We start from the raw sequence: 15,113 nt of genomic DNA on the forward strand, positions 1-15,113 counted from the left end.
CAGTAGTGAGAATCCAGTACTGAATGTTTTGTGTGAGTGTCGATCAGTCGACGAGCGTCGAGAGAACGCGTGATTCGGCCTTTCGGAGGTGCTCATCGATCGTTGAGGGAGCGCAGTCGAGTTCGTTTGCGAGCTTTTCGTGTGTCGTTTGGCGTGGAATCTCATAATACCCCGTCTCGACCGCTAACTGGAACACTTCGGCTTGGCGTTCGGTGAGTAACGACAGGAGGTACGGTCGTTCGGGCGAATACTGACCCACCTGCTCGACAGAGATCTGGATATCTTCCGGAAGATCTTCGAGTGCTCGGCGTAACATGTCGTGGGTCCCGACGACGGTCACGCGAAGTCCGCCGCGATCGGTGAACGCGAGCGGCGTATCGATGATGAGTGCGTATTTCTGGGCAAGCGCCATCAGCTTTCCCGCTGGCTCTCCGGGTCGAACGTGGAGGTACAGGTGAAACACGTCTCCCTCTACGTCGAGAACGTCGTGGGCGATGACATCGGTAATCTCGGTAAGGACTCCCTGAAGCTGAGGCGCGTCACCGCGAAGTCGATACAGCATGACGCCAGTGCCGTCTCCGAGTGCATTGATATGCAGTAATGCCTCACGGGTCACGTGTACGTTCTCCGCGATGATCGTATCTACCGGATGAATGGATCCCTCTTCGGGAGTCAGCGTGAAATCGAAGTACCTCATCAGTGGCTCATCCGTGCTATCCAGAATATACCGCATGATTGTTTATCCTTTTCGTTCCCACTATCTTTCGTCACGGAGAGTATCCGACTGATTATTCGCCTTCGACACCTGTCACCCGAACGTCTTCGTCGTCGATATCATCGACAGCATCGAGGAGTGCAGACTGATCACCAGTGGCTTCATAGTAAAAGACGACATCGAACGTGCCGTTTCGGAGCAGCTGCTGGCACTCCCAAACGAACGCGTCATCGGCAAGCGTGAGTCCTTGGTGTTGGTTCAGCCCAAATTCTGGATCATCGTTCCCGGAATACACGTACGTCTCGCCCGCGTCGGCGTGTTCTGCGATCCGATCACCAACCGCAAGTGTGAGTTGGTGAAGACGAGACTCTTGGTCGTTGCCCAGTTCCGTATGGACGATGAGCCCGTTCAGTTCGATCTCGCCCGGTTCGAGCAGCGCTTTCGTTCGTGCGATGAGATCTTCATCGAGAACGTTGTCCATACCCGCATATGGACCGCTGATCCGTATACTTCTCACGATCACACGATTGGTCTTGCCACTCGACGATTATCGTATAAAAAACCGCGTTCAGTCTACTGCAGACTGTGTTACAATCGAGTGAGTTCCGAGGCGCGCGGGCCTTTATCGGCCTGCTCGATCTCGAACTCGACTTCTTGGCCTTCTTCGAGGTCAGGACCTCCGACGTCTTCCATGTGGAAAAACACGTCCTCGTCAGCGTCCTCAGTATCGATGAAACCGTAGCCTCCCGTATCGTTGAAGAAATCAACCGTACCAGTTGCCATGATTAGAGCCTCGTTAGTTCTTTTGCACGCGGGCCTTTATCGGCCTGCACTATCTCGAACTCGACTTCCTGACCTTCTTCGAGGTCAGGACCTCCGACGTCTTCCATGTGGAAAAACACGTCCTCGTCGGACTCGTCAGTATCGATGAAACCGTAACCGCCAGTGTCGTTGAAGAAATCAACCGTACCGGTCGCCATTGCGTTTTACTGGTGGTGACGCCCCTATTAAAATCCTCTGGGTGATGATTCCCGCGCGGACACCAACCACCGGTCACAAGTTTCATACGCTCAGACGGACACCTCCTGGTATGTTACGACGGTTTCGTCGGTGGGCGCTCGACCTGTACGAGCGAAATCTCGAACGCGAGTTCTCCGGCGTACCGAGCCACATCGCTGTCATTCAGGACGGCAACCGCCGATACGCCGATAAACGCGGCGAGGGAACGGCGTTCGGCCACCGCGAAGGAGTGAAAACCACGGAATCGATACTCGAATGGTGTGCGGATCTCGGCGTCGAAGAGCTCACCTTATACACTTTTTCGACTGAGAATTTTAATCGTCCGCCAGACCAGCGCAAAGAGCTGTTTGATCTCATCGAATCTAAGCTACGAACGTTCGCAGACGAATCTGAGATCCACGAACGGAAGGTACGTATCCGTGCGATCGGACAGATTCACCGGCTTCCGAGTCGGGTACGGGACGCAATCGACTACGCCGAATCGAAAACCGCCGAGTACGACTGTTTTCATCTGAACGTCGCGCTCGCGTACGGCGGGCGCGCGGAGTTGCTTGACGCCGCCCGTGACGCCGCTGCCGCTGTCGACCGCGGCGACCTCTCGCCTGATGAGATCGGTGTCGACGACATCGAAGAGCGGTTGTACTCCCACTCCGGGCGCGATGTCGATCTCATCATCCGAACCGGAGGCGCAGAACGCACGAGTAACTTCCTCCCGTGGCACGCCAACGGTAACGAGGCCGCCGTGTTCTTCTGTACGCCGTACTGGCCCGAATTCAGACGGATCGATCTCTTACGCGCGATCCGGACCTACGAGTCACGTCAACAGTCCTGGCGCAGAACGCGCGTCCAACGCGCGATCACGTTGGTACGTGTTCTCGGATCGGACGACGGACTCCGGTCTCGTCTTCGTAGACAGGTAGGCGAATTCGACGGATTCGATATCGAAGACGAACCCGCTCCTAAGCAGTGAGTGCACGCTTTACGCGCCAAACCGTCGTTGTCGCTCCTGAAAATCCAAAATCGCGCGCAGATAATCCCGCTTTCTGAAGTCTCGCCAGTTGATGTCGGTGAAATACAACTCGGAGTACACCGACTGCCAGATCATGAAATCCGACAGCCGTTCGGCACCGGTTTTGATGATGAGATCCGGGTCCGTAGGAAAGACGAGGTGTTGCTCGATCTGTGTCTCGTCGATCGCGTCGGCGGTCAACTCACCCTGTTCGACGCTTCGAGTGACCTGTTGTACGGCCTTCGCAAATTCAGCTTTTCCACCGAGTCCGATGCTCACCTGAATCGGCGTGTCAACCCGCTCGTTGTCATCCGGAACTCGGATCGCAAGCTCGCGGGGAGTTTCAATTTCAGAGAGGGCGCTTTCGAGCGTCGGTACTGCGGCTTCGTCGAGCACACTCACGTACACCATGACGCGCCGGGCACCGTTCTCGAACGCCCACCGAAAGAATGCCTCAAGCGTTGAGTACGCCCCCGGATTGAGGAGGTCCCGTTCGGTGATCACGAGCGCGATGCTTTGGGGAAGGTCCGCATCGTTCCACCTCGTCCGAGCAGCGAGATACCGGTCGTATAGGGACACGTGTGTAGAAAGCGGATAAACAAGCCTAAACTTCACGGCCTTGATCGCCATGCCGTCCCCCCGTTCTATACCCCTACGAGAATGTGGCCCACCATGATAAATTTTTCATTAATGAATTTTTTCATAATACGAGCTGAACGACGATCTGGCACCCGAGAGGATTAAGTGACCGACAACAAAATCGAGGGTGTGGCATCCACAGTCCGGCGGGCGGTCGGGTTCGCCTTCGTTGGGTCGTTTGCCCTTCTCGTGCCGGTATTCGTAGCGTGGGGCGAACTCCGGACGATAGTCGGTCTCATCCCGATCGGTTCAGTTCTCGATCCAGTTCAGGCGATGACGATCGTGGTCAGCATTCCGTTTCTCGCAGTTACAGCCCTTTCACTGATCACGACTCACGGTCGGTTGTTCGATCTGTTCGCGTTTCCGGCCGACCACGAAGAAGGGCGACTGTATGGGCTTGCGAGTTTCTGTTTCGTGACGGCGGGATTGACAGTGTTCGCGCTCCAGTTCGAGCTGTCTCTTCCTGCGTTCGTCGCCAGCGTGTTCTTACTCGTGTATGGGAACCTCGCAGAGAAAGCGGCTCGCCAGTCCATGACGGATCCGTTCGTGTTGACGACCGTCTTCGCCGGGGCGGCCTTCTGTATGGGAATTATCGGGCAAGTCCTCACGATGTCGATTCTAGGAACATCACTGTCGCTGTCGCTTGTCGTTTTTCTTGGGGCGAGCGGCAGCCTCTTGGCCGCGTTGTTGCGGTCGATGTTGTTCGATCGAGACGATCCGATCGTTCTACTCTCGGTGGCGTTCGCCCTCTGGCTGTTCGCTGATCTTCCGATTTCGCTCGATAGGATTCACGTGGTCGGTGGACTCTGTCTCAGCCTCGTGTTCGGGTATCTTTCGTACGCGCTCGAAACCGCGTCGGTCACCGGAATGCTGTCCGGTGTCTTACTCGCGTTGTTGACCGTCGCTCTCGGGGATTATGGCTGGTTTGCGGTGTTGATCTCCTTTTTCGTTGTCGGTGGGCTTTCGACCAAGTTTCGGTATGAAAGCAAACGTCACCGTGGTCTCGCCCAAGAGAACGAGGGCGCACGCGGCAGCGGGAACGTGCTTGCCAATTCGGCCGTCGCTCTCATCGCTGTTATCGGGGCAGCGGCACACACCACGCTCGGCATTCCCGAATCGGTGTTCTTGTTCGCGTTCACAGGCGCGATCGCTGCAGCGATGAGCGATACGCTGTCAAGCGAGATCGGCGGGTTGTTCGGTCCACCACGACTCATCACGACGATGCGGCCCGTCAAACCGGGAACAGACGGCGGTGTGACGTGGCAAGGTTTCGCCGCCGGCGTCGGCGGCGCGGCCATCGTTGCGACGATCACTGTGGTGTTCTTCGATATCACTGCGCCCGGTGCGGGTGTCGTTGTTCTTGCCGGGGTCGTGGGTATGACGGTCGATAGCCTCCTTGGTGCAACCGTGGAGGGACCACTGCTCGACAACATGGCGGTCAATTTCCTCGCTACCCTCTCTGCGGCACTCGTCGCCGTTGGGACGTCGCTCGGAACCGGCGTCGTGGTACTGTGATTCGAAACGCTGTTCCCGCTGATCAGTCCGCTCTTGAGACGATCCAACGCGATTCGCTCGCTTCTCCCTGGCCAGAACTGCTTGACACCGCCGTTCAGGCACTGGATCTCGACCTGAAGGGACCGCTCTGTCTCGTGGCGACGCCGTCTGAGTCGAACACGCCAGTCGGCTACGTACTCGCTGTTGAGGGCCATCCCCCCGAGGAGTCGGACAGTTACGAGGGGACTGAAGGACAGTGTTACGTGGCGGAGATCGCCGTCGCAGCCGATCACCGTCGTGAGCGGTATGGCTCTGCGCTCCTCACAGCTGTTGTCGATCGAACCGACGCGGAGGAGGTCGTTCTGACTGCCCGAGCTAACGCCGACGCCACCCGATCGTTTTACATCGCTAACAGCTTCCGTGTTGTCGAGCGGCTTTCCGGGTACTACGACAGCGATGGCGAACCGGAAGACGGTCTGTTGTTTTCGAAGCGAGTGTGAGTCCGATCAGATGGGTTGAGAGACGGTTAGGATTCCGCTTGGACGAGTTGGTCGGCCGTTCGGATCCGAACGCTAGTCGGCTGTTTGACGAACGCCGCCGTTTCGTGCGCAACGATCTGCGCTACTCCTCGCTGAGCAGCGATGTCGAGCACCCGCTGGCTCAACTCGCCGTCGAGAACCACTGCCGCTGGAACCGACTCGCACGTTTTGATCCGATTGAACGCTTCGTTTGCGTCTCCAGTATCGAGCGTGTCGAACTGCTCATCGAGCAACCGAACCGAACCGGTGTTCTCGACGATGACTGCTCGAACGTGTCCGCGGAGCGTTTCCGGTTCGGTCGGTGGCGCGGGCGCGTGTTCTTCTGACGGTGTTCGTTCGTCTGTGACACCCGTCTCGGTCACCACTGACGATTCTCCCGTTTCGGCGTCAGCGTCGGTGTCGTGAGCGTCGCCGTCTCCCGACTCGGACACGGGTGGGGTCGCAGCCGGTGGAGCCGGACGAGCACTCCCGTCCGTTGCCGCCATCGCGTCGCGCGGTGTGTTTGCGTCGGTAACTGTCTCGTAGGGAACCTTCTCCCGGAGCGCTTTCATCACAGCACTCCGAGAGAGGTCTTCGACGTTCTGTCCGGGAGGCGTGACAGCGACGTAATCGACGGTCGTGACCTGCCCGAGTTCTTTGAGGATGAGATCACCGCCGCGGTCACCGTCGAAAAACACCGTGACAGTGCGCTCGGCCGCGAGTTCGGTGATCGGCGCAGGGATGTTCGTTCCCTCGACGCCGATCGCGTTTTTCACGCCGTACTGGAGCAGCGTGAGTACGTCCGACCGACCTTCAACGACGATGATAGCGTCTGAGTCCTCAACGCGCGGACCGGCTGGAAGTCCTTCGTATTCGGTGATGTCCTCAACTCGGATTGAGCGACGCACTTCCTCAACGAGTTCCTCGCTGGTGAGAATTCCACCGTCGAACGCCTCCCCGAGCAGCGTTTTCGCTCTGTCGACGATCTGTCGGCGCTTTGCGGCTCGAACGTCCTCAATGCGGTCAATCTCGACGCGAGATCGACACGGACCGACTCGTTCGATCGTCTCAAGCGAGGCTGCGAGAATCGCGGTTTCGACCTGATCCAGACCGCTCGCTATCGTAACGGTTCCGAACGATTGACCTTGTTCGGAATCGATCTCGACATCGATGCGACCGATCTTTGAGGAGTCCTGAAGGTCACGGAGGTCGAGTTCGTCCCCGAGCAACCCCTCGGTCTGTCCGAAGACGGCCCCGACAACATCACTCCGTTCGACCACCCCCTCTGCAGTGATATTGGCGTGGATAAGGTATTTCGCTGTATCGTACATGATTGTGTGAGTGCCCGCGTGGGCGTGATTGTGATATCGTCCATGCCCTGCGCATGAGACACCCTAAAATCGGGGCTATCGATACATAAACCATACGGGATAGCTTTTTCGAACGCTGTTTCCACCCGTCTGCTGTCGGATTTCGAGATCGACAACAAGAGCTTATATGGCCGCTCTCTGGTCGGGTCAGTCGACCACCGACATTTGCCGGTGCCGACAGTCACGTTGGGTTTCAAGGTGGTCGTCGCAGTACTGACAGGTATGCACGAGCGAGATTTCATGGAGGGAACGCGCGGAACGATGGCAGTCGACTGGGAAGAACGCATCGACGTGAACCGACTCCGAACGGAGCGCAAAGAACGCGCGCTTGAACAACTACAGGACAGCGGGATGGGAAGCATGCTGTTGGTTTCGGATCCCAACATCCGGTACATGACGGGGCTTGCGATGACCGGCGGCAGCGGGGCGGACCACTACACGCTACTCACCGAGGAAGGCGATGTCGTCCACTGGGATACGGCGGATCACGCGAGCAATCAACGGTTCAACTGTCCGTGGCTCACTGACATTCGGTATGCCTGCCCCGGTCTCGGAAACGTTCCGCGCGCGTCCGGACGGTCCTCCGCCCGGCGGTTCCTGTTGGAGACGATGGTCGATGGGATCGTCGGAGCGATGGACGAATACGGCGTGAAAACGGAGCCGATGGGGATTGATGTCGGCCACCACGGACTCGTCAGCGCGTTCGAAACACGGGGTGTCGATGTGCGGACTGAAGAATGCACCCGCGTGATGGAGACTGCCCGAAGAATTAAGACCAGAGACGAGATCGAATGCCTTCGGCAGGTCGCGGCGATCTGTGAAGCGGGCTTCGGACGCATCACCGATGAAACTCGTCCCGGAAAGCGAGAATCGGAGGTGTGGGGAGCAGCGGTCAAGGAACTGTGGCGACACGGGGCACAGGTGCAGGGCGGCTACCTCACTTCGGGACCGAACACGTGGCCCAAACACCAAGCCAACACGACCGACCGGCTGATCCGACCCGGAGATCTCGTGTACGCCGATTTTTACAATATCGGTTATCTTGGGTATCGATCGTGTTACTACCGGACGTTCAGCGTCGGACAGCCCACCCAAGCCCAACGCGACGCCTACGAGACCGCTCGTGACAACTTATACGACGTGCTCGAACGGATCGAGCCGGGTGCCACGACGGATGAGATCTGTGAAGGCTTTCCCGACATGGATGGTGAACACGCCGAGTGGTACGACGCGAACGAGCACTGGCAACTCACCACCAATCACTGGGCGCACGGGCTGGGACTCCAACTGTATGAGGTGCCCCTGATTTGGCGCGGACTCTCTCCCGACCACCCAATCGAAATCGAGGAGGGAATGACGATGGCCGTCGAAACGATGGAACCAGCCGAAAGGCAGGGTGTCCGAATCGAGGAGATGGTCGTCGTCCGCGAGAACGGTGTCGAAATTCTTAGCCAATGGCCGATCGAAGAGATAACGACAATTGATTATTAACTAGTATTCAATGATATGTGGTTAATCAACAGATTACATTCCTAGAGGTGTTTCACAATCGTTTTGTTGGTTGGCTCGGTCTGTATCGATGTCGTCCATCAGACCTGACCCACTCGCCGAACACGGACGGCACGGAGTCCCGGTGTTGACCACTCCCGGTCTTTTTACGGGTGCCACCGGTCAGTTTCTTGGGGAGTTTCATTCCCGAATCGCGCTACTTCAGGTATTTTTGCCACATACCTCCACAAGATTCATAACAATACAGTAGAAATAATAAAATGGACGATGGGACGATATAACAACCGTGCCCTTAGAACTGTACGTCATTGACCCATCGTTCTGCACGCTCCCTAACACGTTTTCCCTACGGACGGGTGGCGTTCGATCACCTGTCCGGTTCACCCCTTTCCGTAAACAGAGTATCCGCTAGCGGGCCCAACCGGCTATGCCGTTTTTTTGGAGTCTCCTCGTCTCTTTCACTTGACTCCGATCTGTTCTCTAATTTCGTCTGCGTGATCGAGCATCACTTGGACACCGTTTGTCCAGAAGAGCTGGTTCGGTTCGAGTCGCTCCCCGTATCGTTGATAGAAATCTCCGTCCAGCTCATCGTACAGTGAGATGATCTCATCCGCAAGTTCGTCAGGCAACCGCATCTGTACGGTCGTGCCTTCTTCCTCATCATTCGAATCAGAAGGCAACCCCACCGTTCCACGAACTTCCACGTGGCTTTGTCCGCTTTCTTGGGCGTCGTTGACCCAAACGAATTCACTCGAATCGGGCTGGTCCTCGACCATCATCTGCTATGTGGAAACTAATACAAATATACCTTGGGAGTTGCTGGTGTGTACTATACGTTACCCATCAACTTGTGATCAAATCATCGGTGAATAGGGATGACCGCCGGGAAAACCGGTGTATTGGCACGAACGCTTTTTGTGAGTGTACACCTACGGATAAGATGCGATGGATATCGACAGCCACGCCGGGGAACTCGCCTCCGATCTCGGCGTCGAAAAACAGGAGGTCGCAGCGGATCTTGAGACACTTCTGGAGTACGACGTTCCCCTGAACGAGGCCAAACAGAGCCTTCGTCGAAAGCATGGTGGGGGCGGGGGCGGAACGGCGCCGACCGTTGCTTCGATCGGTGACGTTGCAACCACGGATTCGAGCGTAACGGTCACTGGTCGCGTTCTCACCAACGGAACGCGAACGATCATGTACAATGGAGAGGAACGAACCATCTCGGAAGGTGAGATCGCTGACGAAACGGGCGTGATCTCCTACACAGCGTGGGAGACGTTCGGTTTCGCGGTCGGTGATACGATCACCGTTGGCAACGCTGGCGTCCGCGAGTGGGACGGTGAACCGCAACTCAATTTCAACGAGAACACCTCGGTTACGACAGAGGCGGCGTCGCTTTCGGTTCCGTACGAGATCGGTGGTGAGCGCTCTCTCGTCGATCTCGACCCCGGTGACCGTGGCGTCGTCGTCGAGGCAACAGTGATCGAGTGCGAACAGCGAACGATCGATGGACGTGATGGTCCGACCGACATTCTGAGCGGCGTGCTCGGAGATGATACTGCTCGACTTCCGTTCACTGATTGGGACGTACACGCGACGATCGAAGCTGGTGCGTCGGTTCGTCTCGATGACTGTTACGTTCGGAAACACCGGGGCGTACCGTCGGTAAACGTCTCAGAGTTCACGACGGTCACGCCGTTGGATCGTTCGATCGCGGTGACTGAAACGGCGCCGACGATGGAACTCGGGACGGCGATCACCGAGGGGAGCACGTTCGATGTCGAATTACGAGGGACCGTAATCGACGTTCGTGATGGCTCCGGACTGATTCAGCGGTGCCCAGAGTGCAACCGGGTCATCCAGAACGGGCAATGTCGAAGCCACGGCGCGGTCTCCGGTGTTGACGACCTCCGAGTGAAGGCCATCTTCGATGATGGAACGGGGACAGCCACCGTCGTTCTCGGCCGGGAGCAGACCGAACGAGTCTACGGCGGTACACTTGCGGATGCCCGAGAGCAGGCCCGCGACGCGATGGACAAGGATGTCGTCACCACTGCGATCGCTGCGGAGATCGTCGGACTAGAACACCGCGTCCGGGGATCGCTCAGCGTCGACGACTACGGCGCGACGCTCGACGCCACCGAATTCGAGCCGCTCACGGACGATCCGACGGATCGTGCTCAGGCCCTCCTCACAGAGGTGAACGGATGAGTCACAGTTCATCCGAGGAACGCACCGTTGCCCCTGGCGGTCGGGAAGTCGCCCGCCGCTTGTTCGCGGCAGAGTACACGGACGCGACCTACTCGTATTCGGAAAGTGACGAAGAACGGGCACCCAACTACGTCGTTACGCCGACCGGCGCGCGCATAAACCGCCTGTTCGTCGCCGGTGTGCTGACTGAAGTCTCACCAGCCGGCGAGAGTATGCTCCGCGCGCGCGTCGTTGATCCGACGGGCGCGTTCGTCGTGTATGCAGGCCAGTACCAACCCGACGCGATGGCGTTTCTCGACGACGTCACCCCGCCAGTGTTCGTGGCCGTTACCGGCAAAGCCCGGACGTTCTCGCCCGATGACACGGATGTCGTGTACACATCGATCCGGCCGGAGGTGATCACTGAGATCGACAGTGACACCCGTGATCGGTGGACGGTTTCGACAGCGGAGCGAACCCTCGAACGGATCGCTACCGTTGCTGGTGCGCTTCGGAGTAATCACGCGAGTGATTCGGAACTCACGACCGCTCTCAAGGACGCAGGCGTCGATCCGAGCCTCGCAGCCGGCGTTCCGCTCGCGCTCGAACAGTACGGTACCACTGAGGCGTACCTTGCAGAGCTACAGCGACGCTCGCTCGACGCGGTGCGACTTGTTGCCGGCGAGATCGACGCTGTCGACGAACTCGCCCATTCACCCGATCAGAAAGCGCCCGACGTGTCGTTCACCCCGGTGATCGATCCTGCGCTTCGTCCTGCGACGACGCCGGATCGGGAATCGACGCCGGAACCGGCGTCCATCGGCCGTGAGACCCGAGAGGAACCAGTGTCTGACGACTCGATGGAACCGACACCCTCTCTTGAAGACGACGCCGAGGAGTCCGACGCGGCGTTCGATATGGAAACGGACATCGATGAGGAGTTCGATCCCGAGGAGTTCGAACTAGACGCCGAGATCCGAGATGCGGTAGAATCGGAGTACGGAACGGAATTTTCGACGGCTGCCGAAGTCGACGCGTCCGAGGAGTCGTCGATTGACGAGGAGGGCGGTGATGAGCAACCAGACCACTCCGACGAGGAGAGTGAAGCGACAGCGGCCGACGCTCCCGCCGAACGCGACATAACGTCTGTGTTGCTCAAAACGATGCGCGATCTCGACGACGGCGACGGTGCGGATCGGACACGGCTCATCGAACAAGTAAGCGAGACGACTGGCGCGTCCGAGACAGCGGTTTCCGAGGCGATTCAGGACGCGCTGATGAGTGGACAGTGCTACGAACCCGATGACGAGACGCTGAAACCGATCTGATTCGATGGCTTCCGTAGAGCCGGTACCGAACGAACCCGCGGCAGTTGCCGCTGTCGATTCCGAGCGTGCGCTCATTGTGGCGGACTATCACGCCGGGATCGAGATCGAACTCCGTCAGGAGGGCGTTGAACTCCCGAGTCGTGCGACCGACCGCCGGGAATCCGTTCTTTCGTTGCTCGATCAGACGAACGCGGACCGGCTGATCGTGTTGGGTGATCTCATGACCGAGATCGGAGCGCCACGCCCACCGGAACGCGACGAGCTTCGAACACTGATTACACGGGTCACAGAACGGGTTCCGATGACGATCGTGAAGGGCAACCACGACGGGTCGATCGAACCGATCGTTGACGCGGCTGTGAGCGAGTTTGATCCACCTCACGAAGTCCATGTTACACCGACAGACGGCTACCGAACAGGGAACATTGGATTCATCCACGGACACACGTGGCCGTCAACAGACGTACTCGACGCTGATGTGATTGGAATGGGCCACGAACATCCAATGGTCCGACTGACTGACGCAGTCGGCGGAAGCCGGACGGAACGGGTATGGCTCCGGGGAGCACTTCGTTCGGAGCCGTTCGAAACCCACTATGGAGCCTCGATCGACGTTGCGGGTGAACTCGTCGTGTTCCCCGCGTTCAACGATCTCACTGGCGGAACGTGGACCAACACCGGACAGGAGTTTCTCGCTCCGTATCTTCCAGCGGGTGTCAGGTCAACTCAGGCGTATCTACTGAATGGAACCCGACTCGGACAGTATGACCGGATCTGAGACCGATTTTCACCGAGAAAATGAGACGACAGGCTCAGATATCGCTGCCGACAGTGCCTGTAGAAGTCCGAATCAGTTGCCGCGGGAGGACCGAGCCTGTCGAATCGATGCACCGTCACGGAGCTTGTCTTCGCAGTTTGGACACACACGAACGGACTCCATCCCGTTCGGTGCGAACACTCGTACATAAGCATCCGTCACGAACGATCCACAGTTCTGGCACTCTGGCATCCTCTGAAGCAATTCCATTGGTGCACATACATCTTGCGTATTTGAACGAGAAGAAATAATGTTCTTATCCGAAAGACTGATCTGTATTGATATATTTATGATATGTCTGCTCTACTCGTCGTAAGATATTCGAGGATGCGTTCCGATTCGGCCATTGTGATGTCCTGTTCGTCGTCAACGAGGACGGGAACAGACCGCTGTCCTGAAACACGTTTGACTTCATCGCGTTTCGAATGCAGTCCCTCTACCCACGCGCTGTCGAAATCAACATCGAGTTCGTTCAGGCGGTCGACGACCCGTTCACAGTAGGGACATCCTTCGAGCCGGTAGAGTGTGACACTCATACGGACAGTATGTCGTGATAGAATAAATAGTCGTGGGCGGCCGTTCGCCGTCCCGAATACCGGTGGCTACAACCGATCGAGGTACTCCTCAAACGTGTCGGCCGCGCGTTCGTACGGCCCTGTTCGCCGGATGTCGAGTCCAACCCGTTCGAACAGTTCCACGGATGGGTGCCGTCCCGTTGATTCAAGGAACGCTCGGTAGGTCTCCGGATCGAGCGCGCCGGTATCGAGTCGGTCACGAACAGCAAGCGCCCCGACCACTCCGAGCACATACTGGTATGAGTGATACACCTCTCGGGTGAGACTCCCAGCGAGCCACGCCCGGTCAGCGCGTTCGGGCCAGTCGACTTCCGACTCGAACGTTTCTAAGCAGTCAGCATACCTCTCGGAGATCCGCTCGGTGGTGAGTGCTGTTCCTTCTTCGACAGCGCTCGCCAGTCGGTGGGTGAACGCGGACCGCATCGCAGTGCGGTACAGCATATATCCGACCGACCGAAGCAGCCTATTCTGAGCGTAATCGGCAAGCGCACCACCCGCATCGAGACAGTGCTCGATCAACAGGAGTTCGTGAAGCGTACTCGGGATCTCCGACACCGGGCGTGGACTTCCGACGTATCGCAACGGTCCCGTCCGAAGCTGTTCGATGTGGAGTGCGTGACCGAGTTCATGGCACAGGATGAACATCGATTCGACATCATCTTGATAATTCATCAGAATGAACGCGCCGTCGTCGGCAGAGGACGGACAGTATCCGATGTCGTTTCGTCTGTGCTCGTGTGGATACGCGTCAATCCGGGCGGCGTCGAAAAACGCTCGGGCTGTCTGCTGGTAGTCACTGCCAAACGGTGCGAGCGCCGCGACGATCTGGTCGATCGCGGTCTCGAACGGGATCGTCGGCTCTGGTGTGTCAGTGATCGGTGCGCGGAGATCCCACGGCAGAAGCTGTTTGACCCCGAGTCGATCGGCCCGGAGCCGTCGGGCGCGGTGCCACGGACCGAGGTTCGCTTCGATTGCCGTGAGCAGCGTGTCGTGAACGGCGGTGGGTAACGTGAGGGTCAGCCCTGTCTCTGGATAGCACGCGCGGCGAAACTGCAACTGGCGCACTGAGTCATAGCCACGAACGGCCGCGAGCGTGCTCGCAGCGGTGATCTTTTCGGCGTATGCCGTTGTGATTGTCTCTGCATACCGGTCAAACGCCGTATGATAGGCGTTGTACACCCGCTTTCGGTACGCCCGGTCGGGATGAGTGAGTCCCCGCCGAAACCGGCCGGGAGTGATCTCGACCCGAGTGCCGTCGGGCCGTTCTACTGTGGGCGGATCGAAATCCTCGGTCGTCACCGCGTTAAGGATCCGATCCGCTGCCGTTCGGGACTCCTCGTGCGCCGCGATCACCTTCTCGACCGCGAGATCACGCGCGTGATCGGCCTGTTCGCGGAGATTCCGGTAATAATACGTGTGCTCACCGAGATCGAGATCTGGATCTGCCGTTCGGAGCGTCGCGTACACGCGGGCCATCGTGGACTCGAACGTCGATTCAACGTCTCGAAACCGTCGCAGTCGGTCCTCGGCCGCCCCGTCGTCGGTGTGTACGTTGCAAACCAACGTTGCGTACAGCTCTAAGCGCTGCTTTCGGCGGTACCACGCAGCGATCCGGTCAAGCAGGTCGATCCACTCCTTTGTGGCCGTGGGCTGATCCCCGTCGAAAGCGGACAGTTCCGACTGGAGCGCGGTGAGGCAGTCGTCCCAATCGGCGGGTGTAGCGAAGATTTGGGTGAGATCCCACTGATACTGATTGTCGATGTCGTTTCTATCTGGTAGTGACATGTATGTCTCTGGTAATAATCGAACGCGATACGAACGCACAGCTATCGGTGTGCTACCCGCACGAAAAGGAGGTTAGCAGGTCATCGTTCGCCTGTGTTATCTCCTTGTTTGTGGTCATAATATAAATATATGTGGGTGTGA

The 15,113-nt window shown here is 57.9% G+C and carries 17 protein-coding genes; 7 read left to right on the top strand and 10 right to left on the bottom strand.

From position 1 onward, the window contains the following. Positions 1-43 precede the first annotated feature (43 nt). The 4 genes from EIK79_RS16345 to EIK79_RS16360 form a co-directional block, all read right to left on the bottom strand. A complete protein-coding gene (locus tag EIK79_RS16345) occupies positions 44-697 on the bottom strand; it encodes a helix-turn-helix domain-containing protein (protein ID WP_185715685.1) in 654 nt (217 codons plus the stop codon). Positions 698-788: 91 nt separating this feature from the next. Further along, the gene (locus tag EIK79_RS16350) at positions 789-1,196 is read right to left on the bottom strand and encodes a DUF5778 family protein (RefSeq protein ID WP_124956621.1); all 408 of its coding nucleotides are present in this window, start codon (positions 1,194-1,196) and stop codon (positions 789-791) included. 107 nt (positions 1,197-1,303) lie between these two features. Next, positions 1,304-1,498 (bottom strand): cold-shock protein, encoded by a 195-nt coding sequence (locus tag EIK79_RS16355; RefSeq protein WP_124956623.1) that lies wholly within the window; start codon positions 1,496-1,498, stop codon positions 1,304-1,306. Between the two features lie 2 nt (positions 1,499-1,500). Next, on the bottom strand, positions 1,501-1,695 hold the full coding sequence (locus EIK79_RS16360) for a cold-shock protein (RefSeq protein ID WP_124956625.1): 195 nt from the start codon (positions 1,693-1,695) through the stop codon (positions 1,501-1,503). A 110-nt stretch (positions 1,696-1,805) separates the two neighbouring features. On the opposite strand from EIK79_RS16360, the gene uppS reads away from it, so the two are divergent. Beyond that, a complete protein-coding gene (uppS, locus tag EIK79_RS16365) occupies positions 1,806-2,705 on the top strand; it encodes a polyprenyl diphosphate synthase (RefSeq protein WP_124956627.1) in 900 nt (299 codons plus the stop codon). A 9-nt stretch (positions 2,706-2,714) separates the two neighbouring features. Here uppS and EIK79_RS16370 read toward each other — a convergent pair whose 3' ends face one another. Then, positions 2,715-3,323 carry an undecaprenyl diphosphate synthase family protein gene (locus tag EIK79_RS16370; RefSeq protein WP_124956629.1) on the bottom strand — a complete coding sequence of 203 codons (609 nt, stop codon included), beginning with the start codon at positions 3,321-3,323 and terminating at the stop codon, positions 2,715-2,717. Positions 3,324-3,512: 189 nt separating this feature from the next. Here EIK79_RS16370 and EIK79_RS16375 point away from each other — a divergent pair, with 189 nt between their 5' ends. Next, positions 3,513-4,898: a DUF92 domain-containing protein gene (locus tag EIK79_RS16375; RefSeq protein ID WP_124956631.1), complete on the top strand. Its 1,386-nt coding sequence runs from the start codon at positions 3,513-3,515 to the stop codon at positions 4,896-4,898. Further along, entirely contained in the window at positions 4,895-5,377 is a 483-nt protein-coding gene (locus tag EIK79_RS16380) for a GNAT family N-acetyltransferase (RefSeq protein WP_124956633.1), read from the top strand. The genes EIK79_RS16375 and EIK79_RS16380 overlap by 4 nt, the downstream gene beginning before the upstream one ends. 26 nt (positions 5,378-5,403) lie before the next feature. On the opposite strand, the gene dnaG is transcribed toward EIK79_RS16380, so the two are convergent. Further along, positions 5,404-6,726: a DNA primase DnaG gene (gene dnaG / locus EIK79_RS16385; protein WP_124956635.1), complete on the bottom strand. Its 1,323-nt coding sequence runs from the start codon at positions 6,724-6,726 to the stop codon at positions 5,404-5,406. Between the two features lie 261 nt (positions 6,727-6,987). On the opposite strand from dnaG, the gene EIK79_RS16390 reads away from it, so the two are divergent. Beyond that, positions 6,988-8,256, top strand: coding sequence for a M24 family metallopeptidase (locus tag EIK79_RS16390; protein WP_124956637.1), 1,269 nt, complete (start codon positions 6,988-6,990; stop codon positions 8,254-8,256). A 476-nt stretch (positions 8,257-8,732) separates the two neighbouring features. On the opposite strand, the gene EIK79_RS16395 is transcribed toward EIK79_RS16390, so the two are convergent. Beyond that, on the bottom strand, positions 8,733-9,050 hold the full coding sequence (locus tag EIK79_RS16395; protein ID WP_124956639.1) for a hypothetical protein: 318 nt from the start codon (positions 9,048-9,050) through the stop codon (positions 8,733-8,735). A 169-nt stretch (positions 9,051-9,219) separates the two neighbouring features. Here EIK79_RS16395 and EIK79_RS16400 point away from each other — a divergent pair, with 169 nt between their 5' ends. Genes EIK79_RS16400 through EIK79_RS16410 form a run of 3 tightly spaced genes read left to right on the top strand, consistent with a single transcriptional unit; the run spans position 9,220 to position 12,573 of the window. Continuing rightward, a complete protein-coding gene (locus tag EIK79_RS16400) occupies positions 9,220-10,488 on the top strand; it encodes a Single-stranded DNA binding protein (RefSeq protein ID WP_124956641.1) in 1,269 nt (422 codons plus the stop codon). Next, positions 10,485-11,795: an RPA family protein gene (locus EIK79_RS16405; protein WP_124956643.1), complete on the top strand. Its 1,311-nt coding sequence runs from the start codon at positions 10,485-10,487 to the stop codon at positions 11,793-11,795. The genes EIK79_RS16400 and EIK79_RS16405 overlap by 4 nt, the downstream gene beginning before the upstream one ends. 4 nt (positions 11,796-11,799) lie before the next feature. Further along, a complete protein-coding gene (locus EIK79_RS16410) occupies positions 11,800-12,573 on the top strand; it encodes a metallophosphoesterase (protein ID WP_124956645.1) in 774 nt (257 codons plus the stop codon). 72 nt (positions 12,574-12,645) lie between these two features. Here EIK79_RS16410 and EIK79_RS19450 read toward each other — a convergent pair whose 3' ends face one another. The 3 genes from EIK79_RS19450 to EIK79_RS16420 all read right to left on the bottom strand — a co-directional run bounded on the left by EIK79_RS19450 (position 12,646) and on the right by EIK79_RS16420 (position 14,972). Then, positions 12,646-12,804, bottom strand: coding sequence for a DUF7563 family protein (locus EIK79_RS19450; RefSeq protein WP_449405149.1), 159 nt, complete (start codon positions 12,802-12,804; stop codon positions 12,646-12,648). Positions 12,805-12,899: 95 nt separating this feature from the next. Beyond that, complete coding sequence (locus EIK79_RS16415; protein ID WP_124956647.1) at positions 12,900-13,148, bottom strand: glutaredoxin family protein; 249 nt, start codon at positions 13,146-13,148, stop codon at positions 12,900-12,902. Positions 13,149-13,214: 66 nt separating this feature from the next. Beyond that, positions 13,215-14,972 carry a M3 family oligoendopeptidase gene (locus EIK79_RS16420; RefSeq protein WP_124956649.1) on the bottom strand — a complete coding sequence of 586 codons (1,758 nt, stop codon included), beginning with the start codon at positions 14,970-14,972 and terminating at the stop codon, positions 13,215-13,217. Between the last annotated feature and the right edge of the window lie 141 nt (positions 14,973-15,113).

The sequence above is a fragment of the Halocatena pleomorpha genome, from assembly GCF_003862495.1.
GTDB classification, from domain to species: domain Archaea; phylum Halobacteriota; class Halobacteria; order Halobacteriales; family Haloarculaceae; genus Halocatena; species Halocatena pleomorpha.